The following is a 15523-nucleotide window of genomic DNA, read 5'->3' on the forward strand; positions in this document are numbered from 1 at the left end:
CAGTCGGGCGTGTTCGGCAGCCCAGCATCCCTGCGCAGCGCCCAGTCGATTGGCCCGGCCAGCCGGCTGGTAATCGGCATGTAACCGCTTTCGTGTGAAAATTGAAATTCGATTACATAACCGACGAAAGAGACAAGCCCATGCAAACCCGCCGCGCCACCAAGATCGTTGCCACCCTGGGCCCCGCATCGAGCGATCCGCAACTGCTGGAGGCGATGATCCGTGCGGGCGTCAATGTGGTGCGCCTGAACTTCAGCCATGGCAAGGCGCAGGACCACATCGACCGGGCCACCACCGTGCGCGCCGCTGCCCAGCGTGCGGGGCGCGAGGTGGCCATCATGGCCGACCTGCAGGGCCCCAAGATCCGCGTCGGCAAGTTTGCCGAGGGCAAGGTGCAGTTGGTGTCGGGCGCCCCGTTCGTGCTCGATGCCTCGCGCACCGAGCCCGGTGACAACGATGGCGTGGGGCTCGACTACAAGGAGCTGCCGCGCGACGTGAAGGCCGGTGACGTGCTGCTGCTCAACGACGGCCTGATCGTGCTCACCGTCGATGCCGTGCGCGGCGAAGAGGTGCTCACCACCGTGAAGATCGGCGGCGAACTGTCCAACAACAAGGGCATCAACAAGCAGGGCGGCGGCCTCACGGCGCCGGCCCTCACGGCCAAGGACATGGAGGACATCCGCACCGCGATGAGCTTCCAGGCCGACTACGTGGCCGTGAGCTTTCCCAAGAACGCGACCGACATGGAGATGGCACGCCAGCTGTGCAACGTGGCGGCCTCCGAGTACCGCCACAAGCCGGGCCTGATCGCCAAGATCGAACGCGCCGAGGCCATCCCGCACCTGGAAGCCATCCTGCGCGTGAGCGACGGCATCATGGTGGCCCGTGGTGACCTGGCCGTGGAAGTCGGCAACGCGGCGGTGCCAGCGCTGCAAAAGAAGATGATCCGCATGGCGCGCGACCTGGACAAGGTCGTGATCACCGCCACGCAGATGATGGAGAGCATGATCACCAACCCCGTGCCCACGCGCGCCGAGGTCAGCGACGTGGCCAACGCCGTGCTCGATGGAACCGATGCCGTGATGCTCAGCGCCGAGACCGCAGCCGGCAAGTACCCGCTGGAAACGGTGATGGAGATGGCTACCATCTGCGCCGCCGCCGAAGCCGCCGAAGACCACCCGCTGGACGCCGACTTCACCGGCCAGACCTTTGGCCGCATCGACCAGTCCATTGCCATGGGCGCGCTGTTCACGGCCCATCACCTGGGCGCCAAGGCCATCGTGGCCATGACCGACAGCGGCGCCACGGCGCTGTGGATGAGCCGCCACCGCATCCACATCCCCATCTACGCCCTCACGCCCAAGGTGGCCACGCAGCGCAAGATGGCCATGTACCGCAATGTGCGCCCGCTGCTGATGGATACCAGCGCTGACCGCGACACCGCGCTGGAGCAGGCCGAAGGCCACCTCAAGACGCGCAACATCGTGCAGAAGGGCGACGTCTACGCCATTACCTGCGGCGAGCCCATGGGGGCGCCGGGTGGCACCAACATGCTGAAGATCTGCCGCGCGAGCTGAGCAGGTCCTGGCGGCAGGCCTCCAGGCCTGCCGCTGCGCTTCACCGTTCGCTCTCGTGGCGTTCCGCGGCCGGCATTCGCGGCAAGAGCGGCCCTTGCTGCAGCAGGGCTGCGCTGCCGATGGCCTCTGTCCGAAAGCCGTCCAGTGCCAGCCCTGCGCGATGGGCGGCCCAGGCGCCCAGCATTCCGGTGAGTGCACCCGCCAGCACGTCGGACGGGAAATGCACGCCCAGGCAGACGCGGCTCCAGGCGATGGCCAGCGCGGCGGTCCATGCCACGCCAGCCGCCCATGGCATCCGGCCCAGTGACAGGGCCGCAGCCAGTGCAAAAGCGCCTGCTGCATGCAGGCTCGGAAAACCCGCCCGGGCGGCGTGATCGATCCATTGCATGCCCAGTCCCAACTGGGCTGGTCGCGGGGCCTGAACGCCATGGCGCAGCGCTTGTGCGCCCACCCACGCCAGCGCCATGCCTGCAAATGCACTCAATACGGCGCGCCGCTGCCGGCCTGTCCCCAGGGCCACGATGGCCGCAAGCCACGCAGCCATGGCCAGTGGCAGTGATTGGGATATCCAGCGGGCAGCCGCCACCACGCCCGCAGGGGTATCCACGCTGGCATTCAGCGACTGGAACAAGTCGAGCTCAAGAGGCAGCATGGGAGGACTCCTCTGCGGGCAATGAGTGAGAGAACTGCAGGCGAGGGCGCAAGCTGGACATTGCCAGGTCGCACAGCCAACCGGTGGTCCAGCACAGCCAGCCCGTCCAAAGGGTGTGGCTCATGAAATGAGCGCCTCTGACCTGCTGGGCCAAACCCAGAATCAGGCCCGCCAGCAGTGAACCGGACAGCCACCAGCGTGCGGCGGTGGGTTGCTTGCGGCGCAGCGCAAAGTAGCCGCCGACGAATGCAAACCCGGCGGAAGCGTGGCCGGCGGGAAAGCAACGGCCACCGCCCCCGTCGAGTACGCCCCAGGCCCAGTGCGATGCATAGCGCGCGACACCGCCGAACTCGGACAGATCCCAGGGGCAGCTCGTGGCGCTGAGGTTCTTGGCGATGCTGACCACTGCCAGTGCCAGCAGTGCACTGAGGGCCATCTGCAGCCGCTCACTTGCGTCGATGCGCCGCAGTACGCCCCTGGGCCACCACACACTCAACGCCAGCAGCAGCACCAGCACCCAGCCCAGGCGGCGTGCGCCTTCATGGAGCACGTGCACGAAGAACCACTGGTCGCGCCAGGGGAAACCTGTGGAGTCGCCAAAGGCATGCGCCAGCGTGAGATCCTGCCCCAGCACATCCCATGCGGCCACGCCAACCAGCAGGGCAAGAGTCCACATGAATGCGTTGCGCTGAAGCGAGGAGGCGGTGCGATGGGATGGGGTGGGGGCGGCTTGCATGGCGTGGAACATAAAAGCCGGCACTTAACCCCGTCTTAATGCCCTGGCGGTGGCCGCCTGGCCCGGCGACAATGGGCCCATGCGAATACTCGTGGTCGAAGACGATGCCGGCATTGCCAGTGGCCTGCGCACCAACCTGCTGCAGCGCGGCTATGCAGTGGACGTGTGCGATGGTGTGGCCGGAGCCTGGGCGGCGCTGCGTGCGGAGCGTTTTGATGCGGTGCTCCTGGACCTGGGGCTTGCCGATGGCGATGGCAGCGATCTGCTGCGCCGCCTGCGCCTGAGTCCGGCGCCTGGTGCGTCCTCTACCCCTGTACTTCCGGACCCGGCCACGCCGGTGCTCATCGTCACCGCACGCGACCAGATCTACCAGCGCATCGCAGGGCTGGACCAGGGTGCGGACGACTACCTGGTCAAGCCCTTCGACGTGGATGAGCTGGATGCGCGCCTGCGCGCCTTGTTGCGCCGTGCAGCGGGCAGGGCATCGCCGACCGTCCGGTATGGTGACATCGAGCTCGATCCGGCTGCCCGCACGATCCGCCAGTCGGGCAAGCCGGTGGACGTATCGCCCAGGGCGTTTTCGGTGCTGCAGGTGCTGCTGGACGCCAAGGGGCGCGTCCTGTCGCGCCAGCAAATCGAAGAGCGGCTGTATGGCTGGGATGCGGCGATCGAGAGCAATGCGGTGGAGGTCCATATCCACCACCTGCGCCGCAAGCTGGGCAGTGATTGCATCCAGACCATGCGGGGGGTCGGTTACTTCATGCCCCAGGAGGAGCCATGAGCGGCGCGCCGGGCCGCGCAGAGCCAGCAGGTACCGCGTTGCGCGGTGCAGTGACCCCTGCCCTGATCCAGGGGCCAAGGTCCAGGCGGTCCTCGTTGACACGGCAGTTGTTGCTGTGGTCGCTGGGCGCTCTGGCGCTGGTGTGGGGCAGCTTCGTGTATCTGGGCTACCAGACCGGTGTCCACGAAGCCGATGAGCTGACCGACGGCCACCTGGCCAGCGTGGCGGCGCTGTTGCTCAACCTGCGCGCCACCGAGGCCGTGGCCGGGCCTCAGATGACCGAGCGGACGGCCACGCCGTGGCTCAAGGCCCATGACTACCAGCAGTCGATCAGCGTCGTGCAGTGGGACGCGCAGGGGCGGCTGCTGGCCTTGAGCGGTAGCGCGCCCGAGCCCCCCTTCAGCGCCAGCGAGGGTTTTGCCAATCTCACCCTGGGAGCCAAGGGGTCCATGTGGCGCAGTTTTTCACAGTGGGATGCGGCCAAGGATCGGAAGATCATGGTGCTGCTGGAATTGCGCGAGCGGGACGAACTGGCGCAGGACATTGCCGAGCAAATGGTCGAGCCAGGGCTGTGGTTGTTGCCGGTCGTGGCCATTGCGCTGGGGCTGGCGATCCGCAGGGGCCTGCGGCCGTTGTACGACCTCTCGCGGGATGTCGCGGTGCTCGACCCCGCGAGTGCCGGGCGCCTGACCACGCGCCATGCATGGAGCGAGTTCGAGTCGGTGGTGGCCTCCATCAACACCTTGCTGGAACGCCAGCAGGCCATGCTGGCGCGCGAGCGCCGCTTGGCCAACGAGGTGGCGCATGAGCTGCGCACGCCCCTGTCGTCGATTGCGCTGCAGGCCGGCGCCCTCGGCAAGGGACTCGACGCGGACGGACAGGCGCAGGCCGTGGCGCGCATCGGGCAGGACGCCCTGCGCGCCGGCCACGTGCTCAATCAGTTGCTGGCACTGGCACGTGCCAGCCGGGCCGAACTGCACGACGCCAAGGCGCCGCTGGACCTGGCCGCCATTGGCCGGGCGGTGTGCGCCGACTACGCCCAGGCCGCCTGGCAGCGGGGCGACGAGATCGCACTGGCCGGGCCGGAGCAGGTGGCCGTGCTGGGCCATTCCGTGCTGCTCGACCTGGCGCTGCGCAACCTGCTGGAGAACGCCCTCAAGCACACCCCCGAGGGCACACGCATCGCTGTGCAGATGGGGTTTACCGATTCCGGCGCCGCATGGTTCCAGGTCTGTGACGACGGTGCCAGCGGCCCAGGGTCTCAGCGTGCTGTGCGACCGGCGGACAGCCTGCACCTGGGGCACGAGATCGTACGCCGGGTGGCTGAAGCACACGGCGCGCATTTCGGGCCTGCACCGGCTCCTGCGCCCTTTACCACCTGCTACCGGCTGGAATTCGCCGCAACGCCGGTGGCGACGGCCGGGTAAAATCAGGGTTACCAAGCGGTTACCACCGCCAACTGCCTGTATCCATGGCGCCCCATCAACCCTGAACGGACCTCACGACCATGCCCCTCGTCTCGATGCGCGAACTGCTCGACCACGCCGCTGCCAACAGCTACGGCATCCCCGCCTTCAACGTCAACAACCTGGAACAGGTCCAGGCCGTGATGGCGGCCGCCGACGAGGTGGGTGCACCAGTGATCCTGCAGGCCAGCGCAGGCGCACGCAAGTACGCCGGCGAGCCCTTCATCAAGCACCTGATCCAGGCCGCCGTCGAAGCCTTCCCGCACATTCCCCTGGTGATGCACCAGGACCACGGCACCTCGCCCAAGATCTGCGCGGGCGCCATCGACCTGGGATTCGGCTCGGTGATGATGGACGGCTCGCTGATGGAAGACGGCAAGACCCCCTCGTCCTTTGAATACAACATGGAAGTGACCCGCAAGGTGGTCGACATGGCGCACAAGGTCGGCGTCACCGTGGAAGGCGAACTGGGCTGCCTGGGCAACCTGGAAACCGGTGAAGCCGGAGAGGAAGACGGCATCGGCGCCGAAGGCAAGCTCGACCACAGCCAGATGCTGACCGACCCCGAGGAAGCCGCCGTGTTCGTGAAGGCCACGCAGCTTGACGCCCTGGCCATTGCCATCGGCACCAGCCATGGCGCCTACAAATTCAGCCGCAAGCCCACGGGCGACATCCTGGCCATCAGCCGCGTCAAGGAAATCCACAAGCGCATTCCCAATACCCACCTGGTGATGCACGGCTCCTCCTCGGTGCCTGCCGAGCTGCTGGCCATCATCAACCAGTACGGCGGCAAGATGAAGGAGACCTACGGCGTGCCGGTCGAGGAGATCCAGGAGGCCATCAAGTACGGCGTGCGCAAGATCAACATCGACACCGACATCCGCCTGGCCATGACCGGTGCGGTGCGCAAGTTCCTGGCCGAGAACCCCGACAAGTTCGACGCGCGCGAATGGCTCAAGCCCGCACGCGAAGCCGCCAAGCAGGTCTGCAAGGCCCGCTACCTCGAATTCGGCTGCGAAGGCCAGGGTTCCAAGATCAAGGGCCTGAGCCTGCAGCAGGTGGCCCGGCAGTACGCCGCCGGCACACTGGCCCAGGTCGTGCACTGACCCGGTTCCGCCCCCGCAAAGCCCGCCAGCCATGCGCTCGCGGGCTTTTTTCTTGCCCGAAGTGTCTCCTTTGCGATGGGGAGTTCTCTCTACATCAGGCGAAAGCGGCGGGCATCAAAGTTTCTTCATGTAAGCTCATGGTCAGCAAGTAAGTAATTCCACTGACCTTACCCCTGAGCAAGGAGACGACATGCTGATTGGTGTGCCTGCAGAGTCCATGGCCGGAGAGACCCGGGTCGCGGTGACGCCCGAGACGGTCAAGAAACTCAAGGCCCAGGGCCATACCCTGCGCATCGAGGCCGGTGCCGGCATTGCCGCCAGCGTCACCGACGCAGCCTACGAGGCCGCCGGTGCCGAGATCACCGATGCCGCTGGCGCCTGGGGCGCCGACCTGCTGCTCAAGGTGCGCTGCCCCTCCGAGGCCGAAGCACCGCGCCTGCGTGCTGGCACCACCGTGGTAGGCATGCTCAACCCCTTCGATGCCGCCGGCCTGCAGCGGCTGGCCACGGCCGGCGTGACGGCCTATGCGCTCGAAGCCGCACCGCGCACCACGCGTGCCCAGAGCATGGACGTGCTGTCCTCGCAGGCCAACATCGCCGGCTACAAGGCCGTGATGATCGCCGCCGACCGCTACCAGCGCTTCTTCCCCATGCTCATGACCGCCGCCGGCACCGTGAAGGCCGCGCGCGTGGTGATCCTGGGCGTGGGCGTGGCGGGCCTGCAGGCCATTGCCACGGCCAAGCGCCTGGGCGCCGTGATCGAGGCGTCGGACGTGCGCCCCAGCGTCAAGGAGCAGGTCGAATCGCTGGGTGGCAAGTTCATCGACGTGCCCTACGAGACCCAGGAAGAAAAGGACGCCGCCGAAGGCGTGGGCGGCTATGCCCGCCCCATGCCGCAAAGCTGGCTCGACCGCCAGAAGGCCGAGGTGGCCAAGCGCGTGGCCCAGGCCGACGTGGTCATCACCACCGCCCTGATCCCCGGGCGCGCAGCCCCCGTGCTGGTGACCGAGGAGATGGTCCAATCCATGAAGGCCGGCTCGGTGATCGTCGACATCGCCGCACCCCAGGGTGGCAATTGCCCGCTCACCGAGCCTGGCAAGACAGTGGTCAAGCACGGCGTGACGCTGGTGGGCGAGACCAATCTGCCGGCCCTGGTGGCGGCCGATGCCTCGTCGCTGTACGCACGCAATGTGCTCGACTTCCTCAAGCTCATCATCAACAAGGAAGGCGCCCTGCACATGGACCTGCAGGACGACATCGTGGCCGCCTGCCTGATGGCCCACGAAGGCACGGTGAAGCGCGCATGAGGCACCCGTTGTCCCGCCTGCTGGCTGCCGCGCTGGCGCTGGCAGTTCTTTCCGCCTGTGCCCCCATGCCCGCCGGCCCGGCCGAGTTCAGCGCCGGGCGTACGCGCGTGGTGCTGCCCTCCTCGGCCTGGGAAGACCTGGGCAGCTTCGACGAGACCCTCCTGGCACTGCCGCCGCCCGCCCAAGTGCCCTTGCAGACCCGTGCCGTGGCACTGCGCGGTGCCCGCAACGAAGTGCTGGCGGTGATGCTGGTGCAATCCCACCAGCGCAGCGACCCGCGCGACCGCACCCTGTGGACGGCTTCCTGCAGCCAGGAGCAGGGCCTGTGGGTGCAGGACGCTGCTGCGGGCAGCCCAGTGCGCGTGGACTGCCTGCGCTTCAAGCGCTGGGCCCACACCAGTGACCGCTTCATGGAAAAGGCCCACCCTGGCCTGGTCCGCTGGGTGAATGAGCGGGGCGCCGCGCTGGCGCAGCCCTACTCGCACCTGAACTACCGCTATGCCACCGAGGGCGGCGCCTACATCGAGGTGAATGCCCTGGTGGACTTGCGCCTGCTGAAGCTGCCGGCAGGCAACACGCCCGATTACCTGCGCGCTGGCATGCCGGCCGAGGCATGGAGCCAGCAGATGGCCCGCGCCGCACGCGTGAGCGTCGGCATGATGGATGGATTCCTGGCAGTGCCGCCTTTCCCCGCTGCACTGCCCCAATAAAAAAGCCAAGGGAGGCACGGAACATGGGGATCATTCTGCAAATCCTGGGCCTGGTCATCACCTTCACGATGGCCATGGAGGCCCTGCGGCGCTTCGGCATCGACGTGGGCTGGCTCAACCCGCTGACCTTCTTCCACCGGCGCGCCTGGCGCAAGAAGGTGATGACACCACCGCTCTACGCGCTCGACCACCCGGTCGACGTGGTCGCCGTGCTGGCCCTGGCCACCGTGCAGACCACCGGCGCCATCACCGTGCAGCAAAAGACCGGTGTGCAGGCGCTGCTGCGCGACCACCTGGCGCTGACCGATGGCGATGCCGGCAACCTCTGGGTGGCCAGCGCGCACCTGCTGCGCAACCGCGCCCTGGCGCTCTCCGAGCTGCCCGAGGTGCTGGCGCGCAGCGCCGACAAGTTCACCGATTACCACGTGCAAACGCTCAAGACCGTGATGCGATCGGCAGCTCTGATCGAGCCGCCCATCAACGCGGCCCAGCAGCAGCTGATCGACGCTGTGGATGCCTATTTCGCCAAGAAGAATGCCGCCAAAGGCCCCTGGTCTGCCGGAACCTAACGCCAATTGAAGGACACATTTCCATGGATGCCGTCTCTCCCACACTCATCAACCTCATCATCTTCGTGCTGGCCATCTACGTGGGCTACCACGTGGTCTGGACGGTGACGCCCGCGCTGCACACGCCCCTGATGGCGGTGACCAACGCCATCTCCGCCATCGTCATCGTGGGCGCCATGCTGGCCGCTGCACTCACCGAGACCACGTTGGGCAAGAGCATGGGCGTGCTGGCCGTGGCGCTGGCCGCGGTCAACGTGTTCGGCGGCTTCCTCGTGACGCGCCGCATGCTCGAGATGTTCAAGAAGAAGGAAAAGAAAGCCGCCCCCAAGGCTGAAGGAGGCCAGGCATGAGCATGAACCTCGTCACGCTGCTGTACCTGGTGGCCAGCGTCTGCTTCATCCAGGCGCTCAAGGGACTCTCGCACCCGACGACCTCGATCCGCGGCAATGTCTTCGGCATGACGGGCATGGCGATCGCCGTGCTCACCACCGCCGCGCTCATCGTGGAGCTGTCGGGCGGCAAGGCGCAAGGCATGGTCTATGTGCTCGGCGCCCTGGTGGTCGGCGGCGCGGCCGGCGCCATGATGGCCAACCGGGTCGAGATGACCAAGATGCCCGAGCTCGTGGCCTTCATGCACAGCATGATCGGCCTGGCAGCGGTGTGCATCGCGGTGGCCGTGGTGGCCGAGCCCTGGGCCTTTGCCATCGTGCCCAAGGATGCGCCCATCCCCGGCGGCAACCGCATAGAGCTGGCGCTCGGGGCCTTCATCGGCGCCGTCACCTTCAGCGGTTCGGTGATCGCCTTCGGCAAGCTCTCGGGCAAGTACAAGTTCCGCCTGTTCCAGGGCGCGCCGGTGCAGTTCCCTGGGCAGCACAAGCTCAATCTGGTGCTGGGCCTGGCCGTGCTGTTCTTCTGCTTCGGCTTCTGGCACTCGCAAAGCTGGATCGACATCGTGCTGGTGATCGCGCTCGGCTTCATTCTGGGCGTGCTGATCATCATCCCCATTGGCGGTGCCGACATGCCGGTGGTGGTCTCCATGCTCAACAGCTACTCGGGCTGGGCGGCAGCGGGCATTGGCTTTTCGCTCAACAACTCGATGCTGATCATTGCCGGCTCGCTGGTGGGCAGCTCAGGCGCGATCTTGAGCTACATCATGTGCAAGGCCATGAACCGCTCGTTCTTCAACGTGATACTGGGCGGCTTTGGCGGCGACACCGCCACTGCAGCGGGCGGAGCCAAGGAGCAGCGCCCGGTCAAGAGCGGCAGCGCCGACGACGCGGCTTTCGTACTGGGCAATGCCGAGACCGTGGTCATCGTGCCCGGCTATGGCCTGGCCGTGGCGCGTGCCCAGCATGCGGTCAAGGAACTGGCCGCCAAGCTCACCGAGAGGGGCGTGACGGTGAAGTACGCCATCCACCCCGTGGCCGGACGCATGCCCGGCCACATGAACGTGCTGCTGGCCGAGGCCGAGGTGCCCTACGACCAGGTGTTCGAGATGGAGGACATCAATGGCGAGTTCGGCCAGGCCGACGTGGCCATCATCCTCGGTGCCAACGACGTGGTGAACCCCGCCGCCCACACCAAGGGCAGCCCGATCTACGGCATGCCCATCCTGGAGGCCTACAAGGCCAAGACCGTGATCGTGAACAAGCGCTCCATGGCCGCAGGCTATGCCGGCCTGGACAACGAGCTGTTCTACATGGACAAGACCATGATGGTCTTCGGCGATGCCAAGAAGGTCGTCGAGGACATCGGCAAGGCCATCGAGTAAGCCCATCGAGCAGTCCTCCCCGCGGCGAAAGACCCTTCGGGTGCTACGGCAAAAGCTCTGCTGCCTAGGGGAAACTAACCACCCACGGAACCCGCACCGGCAGAGACAATGCCGGGGTTCCATTGCAATGAGAAGTTTGGAGAGACACGCACCATGACCGACCGCCCCTGGCTGGCCGCCTATCCGCAAGGCGTTCCCGCCGATATCGATACCACGCAGTACCCCTCGCTCGTCGCGCTGATGGACGAGGCGTTCAGCAAGTACGCCAGCCGTGTGGCCTACAGCTTCATGGGCAAGGATGTGAGCTACGCCCAGACCGACTCGCTGAGCGCGGCCTTTGCGGCCTACCTGCAGGGCCTGGGCCTGGTCAAGGGCGACCGCGTCGCCATCATGATGCCCAATGTGCCGCAGTATCCCGTGACGGTAGCGGCTATCCTGCGTGCCGGCTTCGTGGTGGTCAACGTGAACCCGCTGTACACCCCGCGCGAACTGGAACACCAGCTCAAGGACTCGGGCGCCAAGGCCATCGTCATCATCGAGAACTTTGCCAGCACGCTGCAGCAGTGCATCGCCAACACCCCCGTCAAGCACGTGGTGCTGGCGGCCATGGGCGACCAGCTGGGCCTGCTCAAGGGCACGCTGGTGAACTACGTGGTGCGCAACGTCAAGAAGATGGTGCCCACCTATGACCTGCCCGGCGCCGTGCGCTTCAACGACGCGGTGGCCCGCGGTACGCGCGGCAGCTTCAAGAAGCCCGACATCCGCCCCGACGACATCGCCCTCTTGCAGTACACCGGCGGCACCACCGGCGTGAGCAAGGGCGCCGTGCTGCTGCACCGCAACGTGCTCGCCAACGTGCTGCAGTCCGAGGCCTGGAACGCACCCGTGATGGCCAAGGTGCCCTCGGGCGAGCAGCCCACCAGCGTCTGCGCGCTGCCGCTGTACCACATCTTCGCGTTCACCGTGAACATGATGCTGTCCATGCGCACGGGCGGCAAGACCATCCTGATCCCCAATCCGCGCGACCTGCCCGCCGTGCTCAAGGAACTGTCCAAGCACACCTTCCACAGCTTCCCGGCCGTGAACACGCTGTTCAATGGCCTGGCCAACCACCCCGACTTCAATACCGTCAACTGGAAGAACCTCAAGGTCTCGGTGGGCGGTGGCATGGCGGTACAGGGCGCCGTGGCCAAGCTGTGGCTTGAAAAGACCGGCTGCCCCATCTGCGAGGGCTACGGCCTGTCGGAAACCAGCCCCTCGGCCAGCTGCAACCCCGTGACGGCCAAGGAATACACCGGCACCATTGGCGTGCCGATTCCCGGCACGTCGATGAAGCTGCTGGACGACGAAGGCAACGAGGTCACCACGCTGGGCCAGCCCGGCGAGATCGCCATCAAGGGCCCACAGGTGATGGCCGGTTACTGGCAGCGCCCTGACGAGACCGCCAAGGTCATGACGGACGACGGCTACTTCAAGTCCGGCGACATCGGCATCATGGATGAGCGCGGCTACTTCAAGATCGTGGACCGCAAGAAGGACATGGTGCTGGTCAGCGGCTTCAACGTCTACCCCAACGAGGTCGAGGAAGTGGTCGCCAACTGCCCCGGCGTGCTCGAATGCGCCGTCGTCGGCGTGCCCGACGAGAAGACCGGCGAGGCCGTCAAGCTGGTCATCGTGAAGAAGGACCCGGGGCTCACCGAGGCCCAGGTCAAGGAGTACTGCAAGGCCAACCTCACGGGCTACAAGCAGCCGCGCGTGATCGAGTTCCGCACCGAGCTGCCCAAGACCCCCGTGGGCAAGATCCTGCGCCGCGAGCTGCGCGACAAGAAGTAGCAGGCAACCACGTTCGGGTGCCGCGATCCGGTACCTGGAGCGAGTGGTTCCAAAAGGGCCCGCGGCTGGAATAATCGCACCAGCCGCCGGCCTTTTTTCTTTTTGCCCGAAGTTCCATGACCACAGCCATCCTCAGTGCCCTGCCCGAAGAGCAGGCCAGCCTCGTCGCCCGGCTCGAGCGCGCGCAGCGGCTTACCCATGCCGGCCGCTCCTTCTGGCGGGGCGAGATGTGCGACCGGCCCGTGGTGCTGGCGCTCTCGGGCATCGGCAAGGTGGCCGCTGCGACCACGGCCACTGCCCTCATCGAGCATTTCGGCGTGGCGCGCATCGTCTTCACCGGCGTGGCCGGCGGCCTGGGGGATGGTGTGAACGTGGGCGACGTGGTGGTGGCCCAGGCTTTCCTGCAGCACGACATGGACGCCTCGCCGCTGTTCCCGCGTTGGGAGCTGCCTGGCTATGCGCGCACGCGGCTGGACTGCGATGCGCACCTGTCCACCCTGCTGCGGGACGCGGCCCGCAACTGCCTGTCCGGCGCCGGCCGCCTGCCGGGTCTGGACGATGGGGCGCACCGCGTGCACCACGGCCTGGTCGCCAGCGGCGACCGCTTCGTCTCCAGCGCCCAGGAAGCCCGGCAATTGCGCGAAGGCCTGGGCCTGGCTGGCCACAACGCACTCGCCGTCGAAATGGAAGGCGCCGCCGTGGCCCAGGTCTGCCTGGACTACGCTATCCCCTTCGCCGCCATCCGCACCATCTCCGACCGCGCCGACGACACCGCCCACGTCGACTTCGCCCACTTCGTCCAGACCGTCGCCAGCCGCTACGCGGAGCACATGGTGCGGGGGCTCATGCAAACGTTGTGAGAGGATTTCGGCTTAACTGGCACGAAGGCGCGTAGCGCCTGAGGTGCGAACCGCAAGCCGCCGATACTGGCACACCCCACACCAGCGCCACCGTGGATCCGGCTTTGCCGGGCCACCGGAGGCGTCCCCCCTCGGGGGGGGAGGCGCGCAGCGCCACAGGGGGGCTACTTCAACCAGCCCCGCCTGCGGAAATACCACATGGGCACCACCGCGCTCGCCACCATCAGTGCAATGCCATAGGCATAGCCGTAGGTCCACGTAAGCTCGGGCATGAATTGGAAGTTCATGCCGTAGACGCTGGCGATCAGCGTAGGTGGCAGCAGTGCCACGCTGGCCACCGAGAAGATCTTGATGATCTTGTTCTGGTTGATATTGATGAAACCGACCGTGGCGTCCATCAAGAAGTTGATCTTGTCGAACAGGAAAGCCGTGTGGTTGTCCAGCGACTCGATGTCGCGCAGGATCTGGCGCGCCTCCTCGAACTGCTCGGAGTTGAGCATCTTGCTGCGCATCATGAAGCTCACCGCCCGGCGGGTGTCCATCACGTTGCGGCGGATGCGGCCGTTCAAGTCTTCCTGGCGTGCGATGGCGGCCAGCACCTCGCCGGCACGGGTATCGGTCACATCGCCGGCCAGCACCTGCTTGCTCACCGCTTCGAGCTCGTCGTAGATGTTCTCCAGCGTGTCGGCCGAGTATTCGGCATCCGCGTCGAACAGCTTGAGCAGCACCTCCTTGGCGTCCTCGATGAGGCCCGGCGCGCGGCGCGCACGCATGCGCAGCAGGCGAAAGACGGGCACGTCCTCGTCGTGGATGGAGAACAGCACGCCCCGGCTCTTGAGGTTGGCGTTGTGCTGGTTCAGGATGAAGGCCACGCGCACCGAGCGCGGGTTCTCGTCGTCGTCGATCAAAAAGTCGCTGCGGATGTGCAGCTCGCCGTTGTCTTCCTCGTAGAAGCGGGCGGACTCCTCGATGTCCTCGTCCATCGCATCCTCGGGGATGGACAGGCCATAGTGCTGCTTGATCCAGCGCTTCTCTTCGAGCGTGGGGGCTTCCAGGTCCACCCAGATCGGCTGGAACCTGGCGAGCTCTTCCAGAGATTCGATCTCTTCCTGGAACAGCCGGCCATTGGCAAGCGTAAAGATGTTGAGCATGGGCTCACTCCCTTGGTAATTGGCGTCTGCGGTGGGGGTTCAGGGGTTGCTTTCAACCCCACGGCAGGCCGGGGAGCTGAAAGCTACCAACTCGGGTAGGTTTCCAAGGAGCTTTCTCCGTTAAAAAATGCAAGCGCCGGATTATCGCACCGGGCAACCGGTGTGTCTGTGACAGGGCCTGCGGGTGGGCCCGCCACCTCGGCTTCAGGGGGTGGCAGCCGCCCGCACGGTGGCCAGTGCCCGGCAGAGGTCGGCCCAGGCGGCGGCCTTGTTGTCCTGCGAGCGCAGCAGGAAAGCCGGGTCGTAGGTGACCACGGCCGGGCAGCCCGCCAGGGTGTGCGGCCCTGCGCGCATGCGGCCCAGGGGCTCGGTGCTGGCCAGCGCGGCCCGGGCGGCCACATGGCCGAGCACCAGCACCATGGCCGGGCGCAGCGTGGCGACGGCCTCGGCCAGTTGCCCCGCCACGTCGGCATCGCTGCCACTGCCATCCTGGCCACCGGGTGCCGCGCGCTGCAGTGCCGCGAGGAACACCCGGGGGTGGCGGTGCAGTTGCATGGCACTCAGCATGTTGTCCAGCAGCTTGCCGGCATCACCCGACAGCGGCTCTGCGGGGTGGGGGATTTCGGCCACGATGAGCCAGCCGCTGCCCAGGCCTGCTGGCGTGCGTGCTGGGTCTGCCGTGGGGTACAGCGCCTGGGGCGCGTGGAGCGAGAGGCCGGTGGCCGCTGCCGCAGCGGCCGAGGGCACTGGTGTGCTGGCTGCGGGTGTGCGTGGCGCTGCCGGTGCGGAGATGTTCGCCTGCGCTGGCTGGGGTGCGGCAGGTGCCTGCGGGGCGGGGCGTACCGCCGTAGCCACTGCGCCATCGTGCACGCCACGGGCGGCCGGCGCAGCCACGGAGGCAGTTGCGGGCGGGGCCGCAGTGGCCTCGCCGGGGGCCCACACGGTCACCCCCATCTCCTGCAGCATGGCGCGCTGGCGCGCATCGAGGGAAAGGCTCATGGGGTG

General features: G+C 66.7%; 15 protein-coding genes. 11 read left to right on the top strand and 4 right to left on the bottom strand.

Features of this window, described 5'->3' with window-relative positions:
* The first annotated feature begins 140 nt into the window (after positions 1–140).
* The gene (gene pyk / locus ASE28_RS14745; RefSeq protein ID WP_057200747.1) at positions 141–1577 is read left to right on the top strand and encodes a pyruvate kinase; all 1437 of its coding nucleotides are present in this window, start codon (positions 141–143) and stop codon (positions 1575–1577) included.
* A 40-nt stretch (positions 1578–1617) separates the two neighbouring features.
* On the opposite strand, the gene ASE28_RS14750 is transcribed toward pyk, so the two are convergent.
* Both ASE28_RS14750 and ASE28_RS14755 read right to left on the bottom strand, forming a co-directional pair.
* A complete protein-coding gene (locus ASE28_RS14750; RefSeq protein WP_057267234.1) occupies positions 1618–2229 on the bottom strand; it encodes a phosphatase PAP2 family protein in 612 nt (203 codons plus the stop codon).
* On the bottom strand, positions 2216–2905 hold the full coding sequence (locus ASE28_RS14755; RefSeq protein ID WP_235516121.1) for a phosphatase PAP2 family protein: 690 nt from the start codon (positions 2903–2905) through the stop codon (positions 2216–2218). The genes ASE28_RS14750 and ASE28_RS14755 overlap by 14 nt, the downstream gene beginning before the upstream one ends.
* Positions 2906–3044: 139 nt before the next feature.
* On the opposite strand from ASE28_RS14755, the gene ASE28_RS14760 reads away from it, so the two are divergent.
* The 10 genes from ASE28_RS14760 to ASE28_RS14805 all read left to right on the top strand — a co-directional run bounded on the left by ASE28_RS14760 (position 3045) and on the right by ASE28_RS14805 (position 13367).
* Entirely contained in the window at positions 3045–3746 is a 702-nt protein-coding gene (locus tag ASE28_RS14760) for a response regulator transcription factor (protein ID WP_057200842.1), read from the top strand.
* A gap of 65 nt (positions 3747–3811) precedes the next feature.
* A complete protein-coding gene (locus tag ASE28_RS14765) occupies positions 3812–5173 on the top strand; it encodes a histidine kinase dimerization/phospho-acceptor domain-containing protein (RefSeq protein ID WP_057200843.1) in 1362 nt (453 codons plus the stop codon).
* A gap of 80 nt (positions 5174–5253) precedes the next feature.
* Positions 5254–6318: a class II fructose-bisphosphate aldolase gene (fba, locus tag ASE28_RS14770; protein WP_057200749.1), complete on the top strand. Its 1065-nt coding sequence runs from the start codon at positions 5254–5256 to the stop codon at positions 6316–6318.
* Positions 6319–6508: 190 nt separating this feature from the next.
* Positions 6509–7624 carry a Re/Si-specific NAD(P)(+) transhydrogenase subunit alpha gene (locus tag ASE28_RS14775; RefSeq protein ID WP_057267235.1) on the top strand — a complete coding sequence of 372 codons (1116 nt, stop codon included), beginning with the start codon at positions 6509–6511 and terminating at the stop codon, positions 7622–7624.
* Complete coding sequence (locus ASE28_RS14780; RefSeq protein ID WP_057267236.1) at positions 7621–8334, top strand: hypothetical protein; 714 nt, start codon at positions 7621–7623, stop codon at positions 8332–8334. Before ASE28_RS14775 ends, ASE28_RS14780 begins: the two co-directional genes overlap by 4 nt.
* A 23-nt stretch (positions 8335–8357) precedes the next feature.
* Positions 8358–8903 carry a hypothetical protein gene (locus ASE28_RS14785; protein WP_057200752.1) on the top strand — a complete coding sequence of 182 codons (546 nt, stop codon included), beginning with the start codon at positions 8358–8360 and terminating at the stop codon, positions 8901–8903.
* A gap of 23 nt (positions 8904–8926) precedes the next feature.
* A complete protein-coding gene (locus ASE28_RS14790) occupies positions 8927–9253 on the top strand; it encodes an NAD(P) transhydrogenase subunit alpha (protein WP_057200753.1) in 327 nt (108 codons plus the stop codon).
* Positions 9250–10674 carry an NAD(P)(+) transhydrogenase (Re/Si-specific) subunit beta gene (locus tag ASE28_RS14795; protein WP_057200754.1) on the top strand — a complete coding sequence of 475 codons (1425 nt, stop codon included), beginning with the start codon at positions 9250–9252 and terminating at the stop codon, positions 10672–10674. The genes ASE28_RS14790 and ASE28_RS14795 overlap by 4 nt, the downstream gene beginning before the upstream one ends.
* Positions 10675–10827: 153 nt before the next feature.
* Positions 10828–12507, top strand: a complete 1680-nt coding sequence (locus ASE28_RS14800; protein ID WP_057200755.1) for a long-chain-fatty-acid--CoA ligase — start codon at positions 10828–10830, stop codon at positions 12505–12507.
* Between the two features lie 116 nt (positions 12508–12623).
* Positions 12624–13367 carry a 5'-methylthioadenosine/adenosylhomocysteine nucleosidase gene (locus ASE28_RS14805; protein ID WP_057267237.1) on the top strand — a complete coding sequence of 248 codons (744 nt, stop codon included), beginning with the start codon at positions 12624–12626 and terminating at the stop codon, positions 13365–13367.
* Between the two features lie 164 nt (positions 13368–13531).
* Here ASE28_RS14805 and corA read toward each other — a convergent pair whose 3' ends face one another.
* Both corA and ASE28_RS14815 read right to left on the bottom strand, forming a co-directional pair.
* Complete coding sequence (gene corA, locus ASE28_RS14810) at positions 13532–14518, bottom strand: magnesium/cobalt transporter CorA (protein ID WP_057200757.1); 987 nt, start codon at positions 14516–14518, stop codon at positions 13532–13534.
* Between the two features lie 204 nt (positions 14519–14722).
* Positions 14723–15517, bottom strand: coding sequence for a uracil-DNA glycosylase family protein (locus ASE28_RS14815; protein ID WP_057267238.1), 795 nt, complete (start codon positions 15515–15517; stop codon positions 14723–14725).
* Positions 15518–15523: the final 6 nt, after the last annotated feature.

Origin of the sequence: Acidovorax sp. Root219 (assembly GCF_001428665.1) — a bacterium.
Lineage (GTDB): Bacteria > Pseudomonadota > Gammaproteobacteria > Burkholderiales > Burkholderiaceae_C > Acidovorax.